The following is a 17,094-nucleotide window of genomic DNA, read 5'->3' on the forward strand; positions in this document are numbered from 1 at the left end:
GAATTTTTGTAAAGATAGAAAGCAGTAAAAAGATTTTTGAATCTTTTTTTGAACTCTTTACTAGTAGAGGCGTAAATCTGTACATCCTGACATCTAATTAATTTGTTGCAAATATTTTTCTAAAATGTAACGCCGTGTGCAACTTTCTCTTAAAACCTAACCCCCAACCCCTTCCCTACTAGGGAAGGGGAGCAAGAATCAAAGCCTCTCTCCGTTTCGGGGAGAGGAATGGAAGCGGGGTTCCAAGAATTAAGTTGCACATCGCGTAATGTAAGTAAAAAAGCGTAATTTCGCCTTTAGCGAGAAAATATTAACCTTTGTCAAAAATAGATCCTTACGAATTAAAAAATACTATGGCAGGTGCTTTAACAATTCAGCTGCCGAATGTTTCCAGTGCGATCGCGCTTGGGGGAGATGGAGAAGAAAATCTCAAAATCCTATCTCGCCAAACAGGAGCCACTTTAGTGCTACGTGGACAGGAATTATTGATTTCTGGTAGTGAAGGGCAAATTGATCTGGCTTCTCGATTAGTGCGATCGCTTGAAGACCTCTGGATTAAAGGCAATACCATCACCAGTGCCGATATTTTAACAGCCCGTCAAGCCATAGATAGCGATCGGCAAGGAGAACTGCAAGATTTACAGCGAGATGTCCTTGCCAAAAGTCGCCGGGGCGAAGAAGTCCGTGCTAAAACCTTTCGCCAGCGTCAATATATCGACGCACTCCGTAGGCGCGATCTTACTTTTGGGATAGGCCCTGCTGGTACTGGCAAGACTTATCTCGCCGTTGTTATCGCGGTACAAGCACTCCTTGCCAACCAAGTTGAAAAGCTAATTTTAACTCGCCCTGCCGTCGAAGCCGGTGAAAAACTCGGTTTTTTGCCTGGAGACTTGCAGCAGAAAGTTAATCCCTATCTTCGCCCCCTTTATGATGCTATTTATGAATTCATCGACCCAGAAAAAGTACCCAGTTTAATGGAACGCGGTGTGATTGAAGTCGCGCCACTCGCCTACATGCGGGGACGCACCCTCAATAACGCTTTTATCATTGTCGATGAAGCTCAAAATACTACACCCGCTCAGATGAAAATGGTTTTGACTCGTTTGGGTTTCCGTTCGCGGATGGTGATTACAGGCGATATGACACAAACTGATTTACCACTTCACCAACAATCAGGTTTAGGAGTGGCTTTACAAATTTTAAAACACGTTGAAGGCATTGCCTTTTGCGAATTTTCCCAAAAAGATGTCGTGCGTAATCCTCTAGTTCAGCGTATTGTCGCTGCTTATGAACAATACGAAAAATAGTCATTAGTCATTGGTCATTTGTCATTAGTAAAAAAACTAAGAAAGGATAATAATTTATGAGTATTACTTTGAAGGATTTTTTAGAAGCTTGCGAGACTCTTGGAACCTTGCGTTTAATTGTTACTAGCAGTGCTGCTGTATTAGAAGCACGGGGCAAGGTTGAAAAGCTATTTTATGCAGAATTACCAAAGGGTAAATACGCGAATATGCACACCGAAGGCTTTGAGTTTCACTTGAATATGGACAAAATCACTCAAGTGAAATTTGAAACGGGTGAAGCGAAGAGAGGAAATTTTACAACCTATGCTATTCGGTTTTTAGATGATAAACATGAGTCTGCTTTAAGCCTATTTTTGCAATGGGGTAAACCAGGAGAATATGAACCAGGACAAGTGGAAGCTTGGGAGACTCTAAAAGAGAAGTATGGGGAAGTTTGGGAACCTTTACCAGCAGAGATTTAAATGAAAAAAATAAACTTGATTTAGGGTTCCCCAGATCCCCGACTTCTTTAAGAAGTCGGGGATCTAAACTCAGCTTATTTCAATATCAATATGATGTAAAAAATCAACAAAAACTACTGATGCTTGTAATGAAGGTAATTTGGAGTTGTTGCTTGCTAGTTTCATTCCTCTTGTGCAGTGGAGAAGCTCTTGCAGGAGAATTATCTGAACGGTTAGCGAATTTTCCCCAGTGGGAAAAATTAACTTCAGTGCAACCAGCTTCGGGTGATTTGGTTTACCCGGAATGGATGGCTGGTTCTTGGCAAGTTACCAGTACTTTAGTACATTTAGCCGCACCTTTAGCACCAGATATCGTAACTCCAGGGTTTGAAGGTAATCGCCGACAATTAAATCAGCCTGTGAGTTTTATAGTAAGATTTGTAAAAGAGCAACCCCATGTAGTCAGTTTAAAAATATTTCCCCAGATAGATAACAAATCCCCAAAATTAGTATCAGATAGAGCGTTTAATAGTTTGAATCTAGCACGGGCTTATTTAGGGGATGAAGCAGTGTTAGCAGTCAAAGTAGATCCAGATTCACCTAATCGTCAGATTACATTCTTGCGTGGCAGTCGTCAATTAGTCTCCATTGTGACTGCACGGGCTACAGAAACTATCTCTGATGGCAAATTTATCACTACAGAAGTGTTTCAACAATTATTTAAAGGCGGTTCACGTCCCTATTTAAACTCTGTAGAATCTACCACTGCTTATCATAAACTTCCAACAGCTAATCCGGCGATAGAGGCAGATCAAGTTACTGCTGTCTATCTTTCACCTCAAGATCCAGATTACTTTAAAGCTGGTTCTCGACCAGTTGCTCTTTATCGCTATCGCCTAGAGTTTGTCCCCGCACAAATGCCTAGTACTCAAAAGACATGATTTTAACCTAATAGACCTTGACTATCTTGTATTACGCTTGTAGTATATAAATTCCAAGTTTACGATCGCGCTCTTGGACGGTGTGCATCATGGCCAAATTTCAAGATATTGTCAATTACTTTCGCTCTGACTGGAAGCTGAGTCTTTTCAGTATTACAGCATCTAGCGTTTACGAAATTATTGATTTGGTTGTTCCTTATGCGATTGGGCAGATTTTAAACGTTTTGTCTAATCAACCTTTGGATAAACCACTTCAAAATGCGATCGCAACTTTTGCTGACATCACCAATTATCCAGTTACTAAAACTCTATCTTTGGGTGTATTACTGGGTTTAGTTTTCGTTGTCACCGTAGTGAGAGCGCCAACACAACCTTGGTTAACCCATTGGTTTCATTGGGATATATCTTTAAGGTTGCGTCGCCAGAAAGCCCAAATAGCCATAGAAAAAATTCTCACTCTTCCACTAGAATTTTATGATGAAAATAACCCCGGACGTATTGCTGGAAGAATAGCTAGAGGTATTTCTAACCACACTTTTACGTACCCCGAAGTTGCCGGACAGTTGATTCCTAGATTAGCTCGTGTACTAGGAATTTTCGTGTTTATCTTGGTGATTGAGTGGCGAATTGCAATTTTGTATCTGATTTCCTTTGTACTTATTCTTAGCTTAGGTTTGAGGGATTTGCAACGGTTGATTTGGCACGAAACTATTCTAGATAAATATGCAGAAGATACGGAAAGCCGCAATTCTGAACTGATCACTAACATCAAAACGGTGAAAGCATTTGCTACAGAAGCTAACGAACTGAAACGGCAAAAGCTACGTTTGGATCGTGAATTAATGGTGGTTGAGTATCGCGTTCACAAAGGTTATGTGAAACTGGCTACTTGGCAAAGGACTGTAATTCAGTTTTGCGTGTTTGCTATCCTGGGTTTGACTTTAGCAGCAACAGTAGACGGTAAAATTTCTCTTGGTCATTTTGTTATGACCTTAACTCTTTCTAGCATGGCTTATGCTGAATTAGAACCTATTGGCACTTTGGCAGAAGTTTTTGCCCGTCGTTATTCTTCCATGCTACGGTTTCACGAATTTCTCCAAGAGCCAACTGCACCTGATTCAGCTAGTCTTTTAGAAGAGAGCAACCAAACAGAATCACCTTATAAATTTACTGGAAAAGTTGAGTTGTCGCACGTCAGTTTTGGATATGATGCCAACCGTCAAGTTTTGCAAGATATTAACTTGTTGATTGAGCCATACCAAACGGTGGCATTAGTGGGGCGTTCCGGTTCTGGTAAGTCTACTTTAGTGAAATTGCTATTGCGATATTTTGAACCTCAATCAGGTCAAATTTTGATTGATGGTCAAGATATTAGCACTTTGAATGTGGGTAAGTATAGACGAAGGCTAGCGATCGTTCACCAAGAAGTAGACGTTTTCAACGGTACCATATTGGATAACCTCACCTATGGCAGGCGGGATGCAAGTTTAGAGCAGGTTAAGGAAGCCTGTAGAATTGCCAGAGTCGATGAAGTAGTGCAGCACTTACCCCAAGGTTATTACACCGTCGTAGGGGAAAGAGGTGTCAGGTTATCTGGAGGACAAAGACAACGCTTGGGAATTGCGAGGGCGTTGCTAGTGGAACCAGATGTGCTGATTTTTGACGAAGCCACTTCTAGCTTAGATTATGAATCTGAGCGTTCAATTCAGCTAGCGATGCGAGCCATTCAAGGTACTTGCACCACTATTGTGATTGCTCACCGTTTAAGCACAGTCCGGGAAGCAGATAAAATTGTAGTTCTGGAGCAAGGAAAGATTGTAGAAGTGGGTAGCCATAATGAACTCTTGCATCAAGAAGGCATTTACCGCCGATTGCACTCCCTGCAAGAAACAGGAGAACTCCTAAGTTAACAACATACATATTTTGGATTTTGGACTTCGGAGAGAGCGCTAAGTCGAACGATTTTAAATCTTAGATTGACCCACCAATAAATCTGCTTTATTTAGATAGACTTTATTAATAATAAGGTCTATTTTTTTGAATTGTACTCAATCACTTACTTTGCTACATAGTACAACACGGCGTAAATAAACCACCCATTCAAAATCAATGAAACGCTTACGCTATATTAATTTTGAATTTTGAATTCCGCCTTGCGCTACTAGTACAGTACGGCGGAAATAAACAGACCATTTGAAATGTCTAAAATCCCTACGCAACGGTAATTACGAATTACGAATTACGAATTACGAATTACCCGAAGCGCTACTAGTGCGTTTAAAAACGCTACGATTCCACGCAAAACTGTATTAAGATTTACTCTTATCGGCTTCTTTCTGCGCCGCCTCACTATATTTCTTATATAGTTGAGTCCGAATTTTAGCTTCCTGATAACGGCTGTGGTTTTTTGGAACTGTACTCATTAAATCTGAAGCTCGTTGCCACTTAGCAGCAATCTCTAGCCATTGAGTTGAGGTTGTGGCTGTTTTACCAGATGTAGAAGCTTGATTTGCAATTCGCACAGATGTTGCAAATGGGTTATCAGATGGCTCATCAAAGCTATTGTTAGGAAGACGAAATGGTATTTGGGGTTTCCTTTCGTTAGTATTTTCTGTAGTTAAAGATTTGGAAGTTTGTGGTTGCATTAAGTTTTTCAATTTATTACCTAACTGGGCATAAACAATCCAACTAAGCAACAACAGTGAGCATAAACCAACTGCTGCTAATATCTTTGTTTTAGGTTGGTTTTTGTGTTTTTCTGTGTTAATAAGTACCAAAGGACGAGAGACTGGAGTTTTAGGAAAATTTGGTTTTCCTAGTTCAGCTTGAGCGTCTGTGAAATCTTTAATTAGTTGCTTTACAATATTAGGCTGAATTAAGGCAATTTCATGTGACCAAAGTAATTGGTTGTCACGATCGCTATCTATTTCTTTTAACCACAGTAATTGTTGTTCTCGAACAATTCTACTGTTGATATTGACTCGGCGAATGTGACGCGGGGCGATAGACTCAAGAATTTGCTGGATTTGTTCTACGAGGGGAGATTGCTCAAGTTGCTCTATCCTAGCCGCCTCGCACAGAAGTTGTAAGACACCATCAGAAAAAATGGCTCTAGTTCTGACACCAGATTTGGCTAGCTTTTCATTTAATAACTGAATAATCGCAGCAACGCTCCCTTGGTGAGCTTGCCAACCGATATCGTTTATCCGGTCTACCATCTGAGGTTTGGTGATAACTCTTCCACCCTGACTGATTAACGTATTCATTAATTTAGGGACTCTTTTCTACTGACCTTGATCTTGTCTTCGATTTTACGAGTAAAAAGATGAGTTGCCAAATAAAATCACAAAAGTCGAGCCTCCCTTCTCGGTTCGGTAAGGATGCTCGATGGCGCTTAGTTAATTTAACACTCCCACGCCTTAAAAATGTGGGATTCTTGAACGTAAACCGCGCTTTTGGGTTAACGCCTATGCTGGCGGACGAGCTACCTGTTTGACATAGTACATTATCATGTCTTTTAGCGATCGCATGAACTCAAGTTAAGTTAGCTAAATAGTATCAGGATCAACACCAAGGGATGTCTAACGACAAGCCGCTTCTCTGTAATCAGCCTACGCCAACTCCAACGCCTCTACACAACTAGTTGCTTCAACCTTTCCACCTGCGATATTGTTCATAAACGAAACAAAATAGCGATATCAGGATAAATTTGTGACTAATTCTCGCTTTTTTTGCCTTTTTGTCAGAATGGCAAGACTATTTCGTACAGCGATCGCTACATTAGAAGATATATATAAATAAAAATCATTGTTGATTTTTATTCGTTCGCAGTTCACACAAAACCATGAGTGCAAGTACCATTATTTCCGAAAATCCCTTACTCCAAGGCGTTGGCTTACCTCTGTTTGCAGAGATTAAACCAGAACGAGTAGTACCAGCCTTCAATCAGCTGTTGGCAGAACTTGACCAGCAGCTTGCCACCTTAGAAGCTAGTGTACAGCCTACTTGGAGCGGTTTAGTAGAACCCTTAGAAAAGCTGACAGAACGGCTTACCTGGAGTTGGGGGGTGGTGAATCATTTAATGGGTGTTAAAAATAGCCCGGAACTGCGCGAAGCTCATGAAATCGTACAGCCACTAGTCGTACAATTTATCAACAAGCTTGGTCAAAGCCAACCCATCTACAATGCTTTTAAAGCACTCCGTACCAGTGAAAATTGGGCAACTTTAGAATTAGCCCAACAGCGCATTGTAGAAGCCGCCATTCGAGATGCAGAACTATCTGGTGTTGGTTTAGAAGGAGAGGCAAGAGAGCGTTTCAACGCCATACAAATGGAGTTAGCAGAACTTTCTACCAAATTTTCTAACCATGTACTTGATGCCACGAAAGCCTTCAGCTTAACCCTAACAACACAAGCGGAAATTGAAGGTTTACCACCAAGCTTAGTAAGTCTAGCAGCCCAAGTTGCTCGTGCAGCTGGCGAAAGCAACGCTACACCAGAAAATGGCCCCTGGCGGATTACTTTAGACTTCCCCAGCTATGGCCCTTTCATGCAGCACAGCACCCGGCGAGATTTGCGGGAAAAGCTCTACAAAGCTCATATCACCCGCGCTTCTGCTGGCGATTTGGATAACAACCCCTTAATTAAGCGCATTTTGAAGTTGCGCCAAGAACTTGCAGATATATTAGGCTTTAAAAGTTTTGCCCAATTGAGTCTCGCTAGTAAAATGGCTCCCAATGTTGAGGCAGTCAACGCCCTGTTAGAAGAACTACGGCGTGCTAGTTATGATGCTGCTGTCAAAGACTTGGTAGAACTCAAAGCTTTTGCAGCAGCACAGGGAGCAGCAGAAGCTGAGGATTTAAAACACTGGGATATTAGCTTTTGGGCAGAACGTCAACGAGAAGCAAAATTTGCCTTTACTGCTGAAGAATTGCGTCCCTACTTCCCGCTTCCCCAAGTGTTAGACGGCTTATTTGGACTAGTCAAGCGGTTGTTTGGTGTTACTGTCACCTCTGCCAATGGTCAAGCCCCAGTCTGGCATGAGGATGTGCGTTATTTCCAAATTGCTGATGAAACTGGTTCTCCCATAGCCTACTTCTACTTAGACCCCTATAGCCGTCCAGCAGAAAAACGCGGTGGTGCTTGGATGGATGTGTGCATCAATCGGGCCAAAATTATTGAAAATGGTGTCACTGCCATCCGCTTACCAGTAGCTTATTTAGTGTGTAATCAAAGTCCTCCCGTAGATGGTAAACCTAGTTTGATGACCTTCTATGAAGTAGAGACTTTGTTCCACGAGTTTGGTCATGGATTGCACCATCTGCTTACTAAGGTTGATTATCCCGGAGCCGCAGGCATCAATAATGTAGAGTGGGATGCAGTGGAACTACCTAGTCAGTTTATGGAAAACTGGTGCTATGAGCGACCCACTTTGTTTGGTATGGCGAAGCATTATGAAACTGGTGAAGCCCTACCAGAGCATTATTATCAAAAGCTGCTAGCGGCGCGTAATTATATGAGTGGTACTGCTACGTTGCGGCAGATTCACCTGAGTAGTCTTGATTTAGAACTACACTACCGCTATCACCCTGGTAGTAATGAAACTCCCTCAGATGTGCGTCATCGGATAGCCAAGACTACTACCGTTTTACCACCACTTCCAGAAGATTCAATTTTATGTGCTTTTGGACATATTTTTGAGGGTGGTTATGCTGCGGGTTACTACAGTTACAAGTGGGCCGAGGTACTGAGTGCTGATGCTTTTGCCGCTTTTGAAGAAGCTGGGCTAGAAGATGAAGAGGCTATAAAAGCTACAGGTCGGCGTTATCGGGATACGGTACTGGCACTTGGTGGTGGTCAGCATCCAATGGAGGTGTTTAAAACTTTCCGGGGTCGTGAACCAAGTACGATCGCTTTGCTCAGGCACAATGGTTTAGTCAGTGCTGCTGTAAACTAAATAATACCTCTGTAGGGATGTTGCAATGCAACGTCCCTACTCGCGTCAAATCTTTGTTATCTAGCAGCATTTTGCGATCGCAAAGCTTGTTATCTGATACCAGGGCATTTTATCCCAAGTCTTGCCCTGTCGAAGTGACAGGGAAAGACTTAAACTTTAGACATGAGAAATTTTGATATTTCCGCATGTGCCAACACAGCAGATGGTTCACGCTGGAGAGCATTGTAATACTTTCTCTCGAAGGTATTGCCCGTCTCTAACGGTACAATCAGCGTGCGGACATCAGCAATCAACTTTTCAAAATCGTCCAAAGATATCGGTTCATCTGCTTCGAGCATTTGATCAACTTGCACAACTACCTCAGAAATGCGATGTAGCCAAGCAAATTGTTCATGAGCGATAACTAGCTGAAGTAATTCTCCGCTTGATACTCGTCCACTAACCTGTTCGTAGGCAATGCGTTCTGTTTCCAACAACGTCTTATGAAGGTGGAGTAATTTGTTTCGTAAATCACGCAGATATTGATGTTGACGTATTCTTTGTGAAAGTGTGTTAGAAGTCAATGTTACTCATCCTCTCGTTACAATAGTCTTCAATGGCTTAAATAATTATTGTTGCGTCAGTATTTATCACGTATAGACTGTAGCGAACAAACTTGTTGAGTGATACCGTAGCGATGTGTAGACCCTTGCCGCTCCAAGTTTCTCTTCTCTACGAGAGGCTGCGCTAATAAGACACTCTACGCAGTAATATCGCCGTAGAGGTACGAAAGCGACACTCAACATACATCGCCACTTCCTCACTGTCTTGTACCAACAGCATCATTAAGAGACTGACAAATAAAAAAACATCCCAAATTTTCTTGTGGGATAGGTGTCCGCACTACGTGCCGCTACGCTAACACCCGTCCAATATTCAGGGCGGGCAGGATGCCCACCCCACAAGATGGATAATTTATTTTTTGTCAGTCCCTAACCATCTGCCCAACCTCAATTCATGTATTCGGTTTTTTTGTTAAGACGCATTACAATCAACATATCTTTTTATAGCCGTTATATCTTATATTGGATTAATCTTATATTAGCATAAACTTATAAGTAAGTACATAGTTATAGAACCTATCGAGAAAATGTCAATTATGGAAAAACAGTCCTAATGTCCCTAGCATACGTAATTCTAGGTCTTCTTCAGCAGCAAGAAATGACGGGCTACGACCTCAAAACGAGCTGCTTTGATCAATGTATTGCTCATTTATGGCCAGCAGACCAGGCACAAATTTACAGAACTCTCGATAAGCTAGTTGAGCAAGGCTGGATTACCTGTACGATTGAGATTCAGCACGATCGCCCCAACCGCAAAGTTTACAGTGTGACGGAGCCAGGGAAAGCCGAATTTGCTCAATGGCTTGAGACTTATCAGCCGTTACCAACTGTACGAGAACCTTTGCTTATCCAGTTACATTTTGCAGATCAGTTGTCGAATGAAGCTATCATTCACCTACTAGAGCAACAAATGGCGACTCGAAGCAAAAAGCTTGCTGAATGCGAAATTATTGATTTGCCATCACTTAGTGATGAGTCTGCCAACCGTGAGCAAGTAATGCAGAGGCTGGTGCTGGAGTTGGTGATCCGAAGAGAACAGACTTATATTGATTGGTTGAAGATAGCGCTCAATGTTATCACTCACCAAAAGCCATATCCATCACATTACCAGATTCTATAAATGTAATTGTCGTTGGGATAAGGCAGGGGGCAGGGAGCATGGGGAGAAAGGGTTTTAACCTTGTTTACTTTTCTTAACACAGTTCGGTTTTATTGTGCCGACTTACTTAATACCAATTTTAAAAATGATTACCACAATCCAAAATCTAAAATCTAAAATCATGATGGAGTATGGGGCATGGAGAAGAAGCAGGGGAGCAGGGGGCAGGGGGCAAAAGGGAGAGAATACAAAATTACATCTTTCTCCTCTGCACCCTTCCCCCTGCCCCTCTGTCTCTTCCTCATCTACAAATTATTTTTCCCTATAACCCCCAGCGTAGTCAATTACGCAGATTGTTCTATATGATTTGTGAGTTCCATAAGCAACACCAGATACTTTAAAAGCGCCGTTAAATATATTTTTTCTATGACCGCGATCGCGCACGCCATCATCAATAATTAATTGCATGACGATATCTTGGGCAGTGTTTGGACCATAACTGATATTTTCGCCTGCGGTTGTTTGCCATGCACCATAGCGGTTGATGCGAGTAAAGGGGTTGCTACCATCGCTACCATCATGACCTGTAGCACCTTTTGGCCCTTGGTCTTTAACATGGTCTTTTGCTCCTAAAGACATACCTTTAGAGGCACTCAACGCTCCTACAGGACGTGCAGATTTCAAAAATGCGATCGCTTCATCAACTGCTTTGACTCCTTCTTGAGTTCGCAAATAGGTATTATTAGAAATTTTGACTCGGTTCCCTTGAAAGCGTTTTCTATAGTTTTCCAGAATCGGAAGGTATGCTTTGGGATTTGTTCGTATCTTATTGGTTTCAACAATTACCTGTTGTTCTAGGGGTGAAAGATAACTCGCCTTTGCTAATAGAGTTGGACTGGTTGATTGAACTACTGCTGGGTTAGAGTTTGCTACAGATGGGCTAGATTGAAACAGTTGATTTGAGCAACCGAATATTAGGGTAACTGGCAAAAGTACCCAAAGTTTAATGCGATGCATTCATTACCTCACAATTTTTTATGGATTAATTTAGTGAATTAGAAAAAATAATAATTTTCAACACACAGAGAAGTTTCTAGACGCTTCTTTATTTGGAATTTTAGAAACGGCTTGTTGCCAGACATCAGAATTTCTATCAGTTCCCTAAAAAGAACGAAAAGGAGTTTATCAAGAGTTATAGATAACGCTGCGATCGTCTTTGTTCCTTGAGTGTTAAAAAAGGATTACTTAATACCTGTTGTAACCTAGCTAACACACAAACGTAAACCACAAAAAATATTTTTACTTTATTACGTCTGTTTTTAAGTCTAATAATTAAGAAAATTGGCTAATAAAAAATATAACGCAAATAAAAACTTTGCATATTTGCGTTTGACAGAAAAACGCAGATTTTATATTGTGTCCGCTTAAATAACTGTCATTGCGATCGCTCGTTCTCAGTGTAGGCAAACAAGCCCGAAAAAACCTTGCGATGGCGCAAGCACCCGCCGTAGGCGATCGCTAATTTCACTCGCAATTAACTAATGACGTGTGATTTACTGGATATAATATTAAACTTTGAGAAACCAACGTTGCCGATACATTAGCACACCAACAGCCCACCACAACAACACGGTGACTATGGCAAACAACAGAGAACCATTTAAGACTCCCGCCCAAGATGCGAAAAAATTCTGATAAATCCAATTGTAGGTAGTGGGAGCGTCTTTACCAGTGCCCACGTTGGTTTTCACTAAGATTTTAATCAACAAAACAGATGGCACGAAAAGTGCGATCGCATTTAAGCCCATAATTTCAAAAGGTTTACTCCAGCGACGATTCCGCCGGACTTCGATGAGTTCATAACAAGCCGCTAGCAAAAGTAACGCCCAACCGCTAGTAAAGACTACATAAGAACTTGTCCATAGTTTTTTATTAATGGGAAATGTCCACCCCCACGCCCAACCGATAATTAAACAGCCAACTCCAAATAATCCTAACCCGATGCTTGTGCGTGATTGTACAGGTTGGCTACGTATCCATTGACCAGTAAAGTAGCCAGCGAGGACGCTTACTATCGCAGGAATCGTACTGAACAGTCCCTCTGGATCTCCCATAAATTTGAAACCATCACCTTTATATAAGTGTGCTTTGGGAATAATCATCCGGTCAATATAAGCGCCAAAATTACCTTCTCGTGTTAGAACTCCCGCGCCATAATCTGGCACTGGTAGATACATCATTGTTAACCAGTAGCCGATGAGTATCACTGCTGCAAGTATCCATTGCCCTTTACGCGGAACGTTGAGAACTATCAAGGAAGCCAGCAGATAGGTAATGCTAATACGTTGCAATACTCCCATAATGCGGATACTACTTAAATCAAAAGTCCAAACACCCTGATTCCAAAAGCCATTTAGTAGCAATCCCAAGGCAAAAAGAATAGCGGCGCGGCGTAAGATGCGCCAGTAAACAGCCGAGGTTGGTTTATTGTCTTCGGTGTACTTTGACAGCGAGAAAGTCATCGCTACACCAACAATGAAGAGAAAGAAGGGGAATACCAAATCAGTTGGCGTGCAACCGTGCCAATCGGCGTGGGCTAAGGGAGGATATACATCATCTGCGACTCCCGCCATATTGACGAGAATCATAGCAGCGATCGTAATGCCGCGAAAAACATCCAGTGAAGTCAGGCGCATAAGGAGAATTTTTTCTTTGATGAGTATCTAAGCTACCCCGCCTAATGCAGCTAATCAAGCAAAATTTATATACTCGGATACAAGGTAAAATTTTGTTAAATAATTACCACCACTTGTTATGCCAATCAAAGTTGGAGATACCGCTCCTAATTTCACTCTACCTGCTCAAAACGGCTCAACAGTGAGCCTCCAAGATTTTCGCGGCACAAAAGCTGTTGTCCTATATTTTTATCCCAAGGATGACACACCCGGATGTACGGCTGAATCCTGCGCCTTTCGCGATCAGTATGAAGTGTTTAAAAGCGCTGGTGCTGAAGTTGTCGGCGTGAGTGCTGACTCTAGCGAATCTCACCAAAAATTTGCTGCGAAATATAATCTACCTTTTACCCTGTTAACTGACAAAGGCGACCAAGTACGGAAGCTATATGGCGCAACAGCAGCCTTTGGCTTATTCCCTGGTCGCGTTACTTACGTCATTGACCAACAGGGAGTTGTGCAATACGTATTTGATTCAATGTTTAACTTTAAAGGTCATGTTGAAGAAGCGCTAAAAACTTTGCAACAGCTTGTGAAATGAGGGAATGGGGAATGGGGCATGAAGAAGAGACAAGGGAGACAAGGAAGAGGGGGGAGACAAGGAAGAGACTATTCAATAATTCCCCCTTGTCCCCCTTGTCTCCCTCATCTCCCCTACTCTCTACTCCCCACTCCCTACTCCCTATTTAGAGTGCAACTTTTCCGGCATGACAATATTATTGTGGCTTGACTTGCCATTCTTGCCGTTAGTATGACCGTTACCATTGCGGGGATGAATCACACCATAACCGCCGTGGTTGCGTTCGTAAATTACATTAATCTCTCCAGTTTCAGAATTGCGGAACATATAAAAGTCGTGTCCCACAAGTTGCAGTTGTTCTAGGGCTTCTGCAAGGGTCATCGGTGGCATGGAAAAATATTTGGTGCGGACAACTTCGTTGGGTAGTTCGGGGGTGCGATCGCCAATTAAATCTGGGACTACCGACTCTGCAACAACTACTTCTGTTGGTTGGGCATGAGTTTTCTGGTCTTGGCGACGTTCTTTATATTTCCGCAGTTGACGGGAAATTTTATCTGCAACTAAATCAATGCTGGCATATAGATTCTCGCTACTTTCCTCGGCACGAATAACGCTGCCATTAGCGTAAATAGTTACTTCAGCTGCTTGTCTAGGATTAATTCGAGGATTACGGGCTACGCTAAGATGCACATCAACTTCATTTGTAATGCTCTGAAAGTGACTCGCTGCTTTTTCAATCTTTTGATGTACATATTCCCGAATCGCATCGGTGATTTCAATATTTTTGCCGTGGATGACAAGCTTCATGTAAACTCTCCCACTGAATATTTGATGTGTGAATTTGCTTTGTATGAAAAGAAATTGCGGTAAGGTTTATTACTCCCGCCAAAACAAATTGTGAACTGTTTTTATCTACTGCTGGTAAGCTATCTCTAAGCTTACTGCATCTGAGTTTTTACTCATTATACCCTTGATTTTCCTCCTCATCTCTGCGCTGATATCCAATTGGATTTCAACATAGAACTATTTGGTGAGGAAATGTGAGCAGTAGCTCCCGTAACTGTCTTCTCTATTAAAATAACGCTTACAGAACTGTTGATAGTTGCTCCTTCTGTGTCCGGTTAAGGTTTACTCACTGTTGATCAACAACACGAGTATTTGTAGAAGTCGATCTTGTTTGCATTTCAAACAAGATTATTAAAGTCATCAGCCAGTGCATCGTTCTTATTGTCTTGGCTTGATGCTTATTGCAGAGAATTCCTCCTAAAACCTATTGAGGTTGTATATTCAAACTAGCACTTTGTATTTTCTAATGCCTGTTCCCTTGACTTTCCTTTAAAATCCTTTGCAAATCTTGACACTTTTTGACTCTAATCCTGTAAATTGCAATATATTTTGTTCCTAATAGTAGTTGATTTTTGGCATGATCCGTAGTGATAAACCACACAACAACCATTGTTTGCTGTATAACCAAGGATTAATGCCTTACGTAGATGCTCATGGATGGCAGCGATCGCTCCTCAATGAGCGCATCCATGACCCTAGTCTAGATGACGTGTTAATTTTGCTAGAACATCCACCCGTTTACACTCTGGGGCAAGGAAGCAACTCAGATTTTCTTAAATTTGATATTGACCCTTCGGCTTCGCTCAGGGTAAACAGTCAATATGAAGTGCATCGAGTTGAACGAGGCGGCGAAGTTACTTACCATTGTCCCGGTCAACTAGTGGGGTATCCAATTTTAAATCTGCAACGTTATCGTAAAGACCTGCATTGGTACTTACGCCAACTCGAAGAAGTAATTATTCGCGTATTGGCAGTTTATGGGTTGCAGGGAGAAAGAATTCCGGCTTTTACTGGTGTTTGGTTACAAGGGCGAAAAGTTGCGGCTATTGGAATTAAAGTCAGTCGTTGGATTACCATGCACGGCTTTGCATTAAATGTTTGTCCAGATATGAAAGGCTTTGAGCGCATTGTACCCTGCGGTATTTCTGATAAACCTGTAGGCAGTTTAGCCGAATGGATTCCGGGTATTACTTGCCAAGAAGTCCGTTTTTATGTAGCACAGTGCTTTGCTGAAGTATTTGAAGTGGAATTAGTCGAATCACGGCCTCAAGACTTTTTCTAGTCTGAGTAAATTCAGCGTCTAATTATGTAATAAATACTATAGCAGTCCTATTTAAATTATGAGACACTGATGAGAGTAGCCTATATATAAATAGTATCAAAATAACTATTTAACTACGGTTGTCAAACCTAAAATCTGATTATTTACAAATTTCTATACTAAATTTTTACGGCTGTCAAGCACAACTTTGCGCGTGAAATACTCAAATAATTTCCAGGTATATGCCCCATCGTTAACGTCTTTGAGAGAACGTGATTGGACAGCTTTGATAGAACTATTTGATAGAGACGATGGTGATGAAATTGAAGCGGACATCAGTGGTAGTTTGCTTTGGCTGATACCTGAACCTTGTTGGGAGGATGATCCTTTTGAGTTCTTGCGCGAATATCTTTGAATAGTTGGGAATGGGGAGTAGGGAGTAGGGGATGAGGGAGATGAGGGAGATGAGGGAGATGAGGGGGACAAGGGGGAATTATTGAATAGTCTCTTCCTTGTCTCCCTCGTCTCTTCTTCATGCCCCATGCCCAATGCCCCATGCCCAATTCCCAATTACGAATTACGAATTACGAATTACGAATTACTTGAAGCCGACTGAGGAAAATACGCAGGCGATCGCTTTGAGGATTGGTCAGTACTTCATAAGCTGAACCTTTTTCTGTCACGATACCTTTGTCTAAAAATATCACCTGATGGGCTACTTCTTTTGCAAATTGCATTTCATGGGTGACAACCACCATTGTCATCCCCTCTGCTGCCAATTGTTGCATCACTTGCAAAACTTCGCCGACAAGTTCGGGATCTAGGGCGCTGGTGGGTTCGTCAAATAGCATGATTTGGGGATTCATACATAAGCTACGGGCGATCGCTACTCGTTGCTTTTGTCCGCCAGAAAGTTGTTCGGGATAAGCAGAGGCTTTGTCATGTAAGCCAACTTTTTCTAAATATAATCTCGCTAGTTGAGCGCTTTCTTTCGGTGTTTTACCCAAAACTTGACGCGGTGCGAGTGTCATATTTTCCAAGACGCTGAGATGAGGAAACAGGTTAAACTGTTGAAAAACCATACCTACTTGCGTCCGTAATTGCCGCAGTTGACTATAGTTGACACTGGGCCGGGATAAGTTGATACCGTTGATTATTAAACGCCCTCTGTCAATGGTTTCTAGGCGATTAAAGCAGCGTAGTAGAGTACTTTTACCACAGCCGGAAGAACCGATAACTGCAACAACTTCTCCCCGGTTGATTTCGCCTGTGATTCCTTTGAGGACTTTTAGGGAACCAAAGTTTTTTTCGATATTGTCAAAAATAATCGCGGGGATGGTATTGTTCATTACTTATGTCAAGCTGCTCTACAGTTGATTGTAAGGTTTTA

15 protein-coding genes are annotated in these 17,094 nt (G+C 41.9%); 9 read left to right on the forward strand and 6 right to left on the reverse strand.

What is annotated here, in order from left to right; translation table 11 throughout:
- Positions 1-353 precede the first annotated feature (353 nt).
- From HWQ36_RS06960 to HWQ36_RS06975, 4 genes are all read left to right on the forward strand, one after another.
- Positions 354-1,307 carry a PhoH family protein gene (locus tag HWQ36_RS06960; RefSeq protein ID WP_292699604.1) on the forward strand — a complete coding sequence of 318 codons (954 nt, stop codon included), beginning with the start codon at positions 354-356 and terminating at the stop codon, positions 1,305-1,307.
- 56 nt (positions 1,308-1,363) lie between these two features.
- Positions 1,364-1,768, forward strand: a complete 405-nt coding sequence (locus tag HWQ36_RS06965) for a ChuX/HutX family heme-like substrate-binding protein (protein WP_292699606.1) — start codon at positions 1,364-1,366, stop codon at positions 1,766-1,768.
- A gap of 119 nt (positions 1,769-1,887) precedes the next feature.
- Positions 1,888-2,688 carry a DUF6816 family protein gene (locus tag HWQ36_RS06970; RefSeq protein WP_292699609.1) on the forward strand — a complete coding sequence of 267 codons (801 nt, stop codon included), beginning with the start codon at positions 1,888-1,890 and terminating at the stop codon, positions 2,686-2,688.
- A gap of 89 nt (positions 2,689-2,777) precedes the next feature.
- Entirely contained in the window at positions 2,778-4,598 is a 1,821-nt protein-coding gene (locus HWQ36_RS06975; RefSeq protein WP_292699611.1) for an ABC transporter ATP-binding protein, read from the forward strand.
- Positions 4,599-4,997: 399 nt separating this feature from the next.
- On the opposite strand, the gene HWQ36_RS06980 is transcribed toward HWQ36_RS06975, so the two are convergent.
- Entirely contained in the window at positions 4,998-5,954 is a 957-nt protein-coding gene (locus tag HWQ36_RS06980; protein WP_292699614.1) for a hypothetical protein, read from the reverse strand.
- Between the two features lie 578 nt (positions 5,955-6,532).
- Between HWQ36_RS06980 and HWQ36_RS06985 the strand changes: the two genes are divergently transcribed.
- On the forward strand, positions 6,533-8,644 hold the full coding sequence (locus tag HWQ36_RS06985) for a M3 family metallopeptidase (protein WP_292699616.1): 2,112 nt from the start codon (positions 6,533-6,535) through the stop codon (positions 8,642-8,644).
- A gap of 149 nt (positions 8,645-8,793) precedes the next feature.
- Here the strand turns inward: HWQ36_RS06985 and HWQ36_RS06990 are convergent, their stop codons facing one another.
- Positions 8,794-9,207, reverse strand: a complete 414-nt coding sequence (locus HWQ36_RS06990) for a hypothetical protein (RefSeq protein WP_292699619.1) — start codon at positions 9,205-9,207, stop codon at positions 8,794-8,796.
- Positions 9,208-9,799: 592 nt separating this feature from the next.
- Here HWQ36_RS06990 and HWQ36_RS06995 point away from each other — a divergent pair.
- The gene (locus HWQ36_RS06995; RefSeq protein WP_292699621.1) at positions 9,800-10,366 is read left to right on the forward strand and encodes a PadR family transcriptional regulator; all 567 of its coding nucleotides are present in this window, start codon (positions 9,800-9,802) and stop codon (positions 10,364-10,366) included.
- 291 nt (positions 10,367-10,657) lie between these two features.
- Here the strand turns inward: HWQ36_RS06995 and HWQ36_RS07000 are convergent, their stop codons facing one another.
- On the reverse strand, positions 10,658-11,362 hold the full coding sequence (locus tag HWQ36_RS07000; RefSeq protein WP_292699624.1) for a CAP domain-containing protein: 705 nt from the start codon (positions 11,360-11,362) through the stop codon (positions 10,658-10,660).
- 551 nt (positions 11,363-11,913) lie between these two features.
- A complete protein-coding gene (locus HWQ36_RS07005; RefSeq protein ID WP_292699627.1) occupies positions 11,914-13,041 on the reverse strand; it encodes an acyltransferase family protein in 1,128 nt (375 codons plus the stop codon).
- Between the two features lie 118 nt (positions 13,042-13,159).
- Here HWQ36_RS07005 and HWQ36_RS07010 point away from each other — a divergent pair, with 118 nt between their 5' ends.
- On the forward strand, positions 13,160-13,618 hold the full coding sequence (locus HWQ36_RS07010; RefSeq protein WP_292699630.1) for a peroxiredoxin: 459 nt from the start codon (positions 13,160-13,162) through the stop codon (positions 13,616-13,618).
- 141 nt (positions 13,619-13,759) lie between these two features.
- Here the strand turns inward: HWQ36_RS07010 and raiA are convergent, their stop codons facing one another.
- Positions 13,760-14,404, reverse strand: a complete 645-nt coding sequence (gene raiA, locus HWQ36_RS07015; protein WP_292699633.1) for a ribosome-associated translation inhibitor RaiA — start codon at positions 14,402-14,404, stop codon at positions 13,760-13,762.
- A gap of 616 nt (positions 14,405-15,020) precedes the next feature.
- Between raiA and lipB the strand changes: the two genes are divergently transcribed.
- Together lipB and HWQ36_RS07025 are read left to right on the forward strand one after the other, a co-directional pair.
- Positions 15,021-15,725 (forward strand): lipoyl(octanoyl) transferase LipB, encoded by a 705-nt coding sequence (lipB, locus tag HWQ36_RS07020; RefSeq protein ID WP_292699636.1) that lies wholly within the window; start codon positions 15,021-15,023, stop codon positions 15,723-15,725.
- Between the two features lie 193 nt (positions 15,726-15,918).
- Positions 15,919-16,119, forward strand: coding sequence for a hypothetical protein (locus tag HWQ36_RS07025; RefSeq protein WP_292699638.1), 201 nt, complete (start codon positions 15,919-15,921; stop codon positions 16,117-16,119).
- Positions 16,120-16,288: 169 nt separating this feature from the next.
- On the opposite strand, the gene HWQ36_RS07030 is transcribed toward HWQ36_RS07025, so the two are convergent.
- Positions 16,289-17,053, reverse strand: a complete 765-nt coding sequence (locus HWQ36_RS07030) for an amino acid ABC transporter ATP-binding protein (protein WP_292699641.1) — start codon at positions 17,051-17,053, stop codon at positions 16,289-16,291.
- Between the last annotated feature and the right edge of the window lie 41 nt (positions 17,054-17,094).

This window comes from Nostoc sp. NMS2 (assembly GCF_017115105.1).
GTDB lineage: Bacteria > Cyanobacteriota > Cyanobacteriia > Cyanobacteriales > Nostocaceae > Nostoc.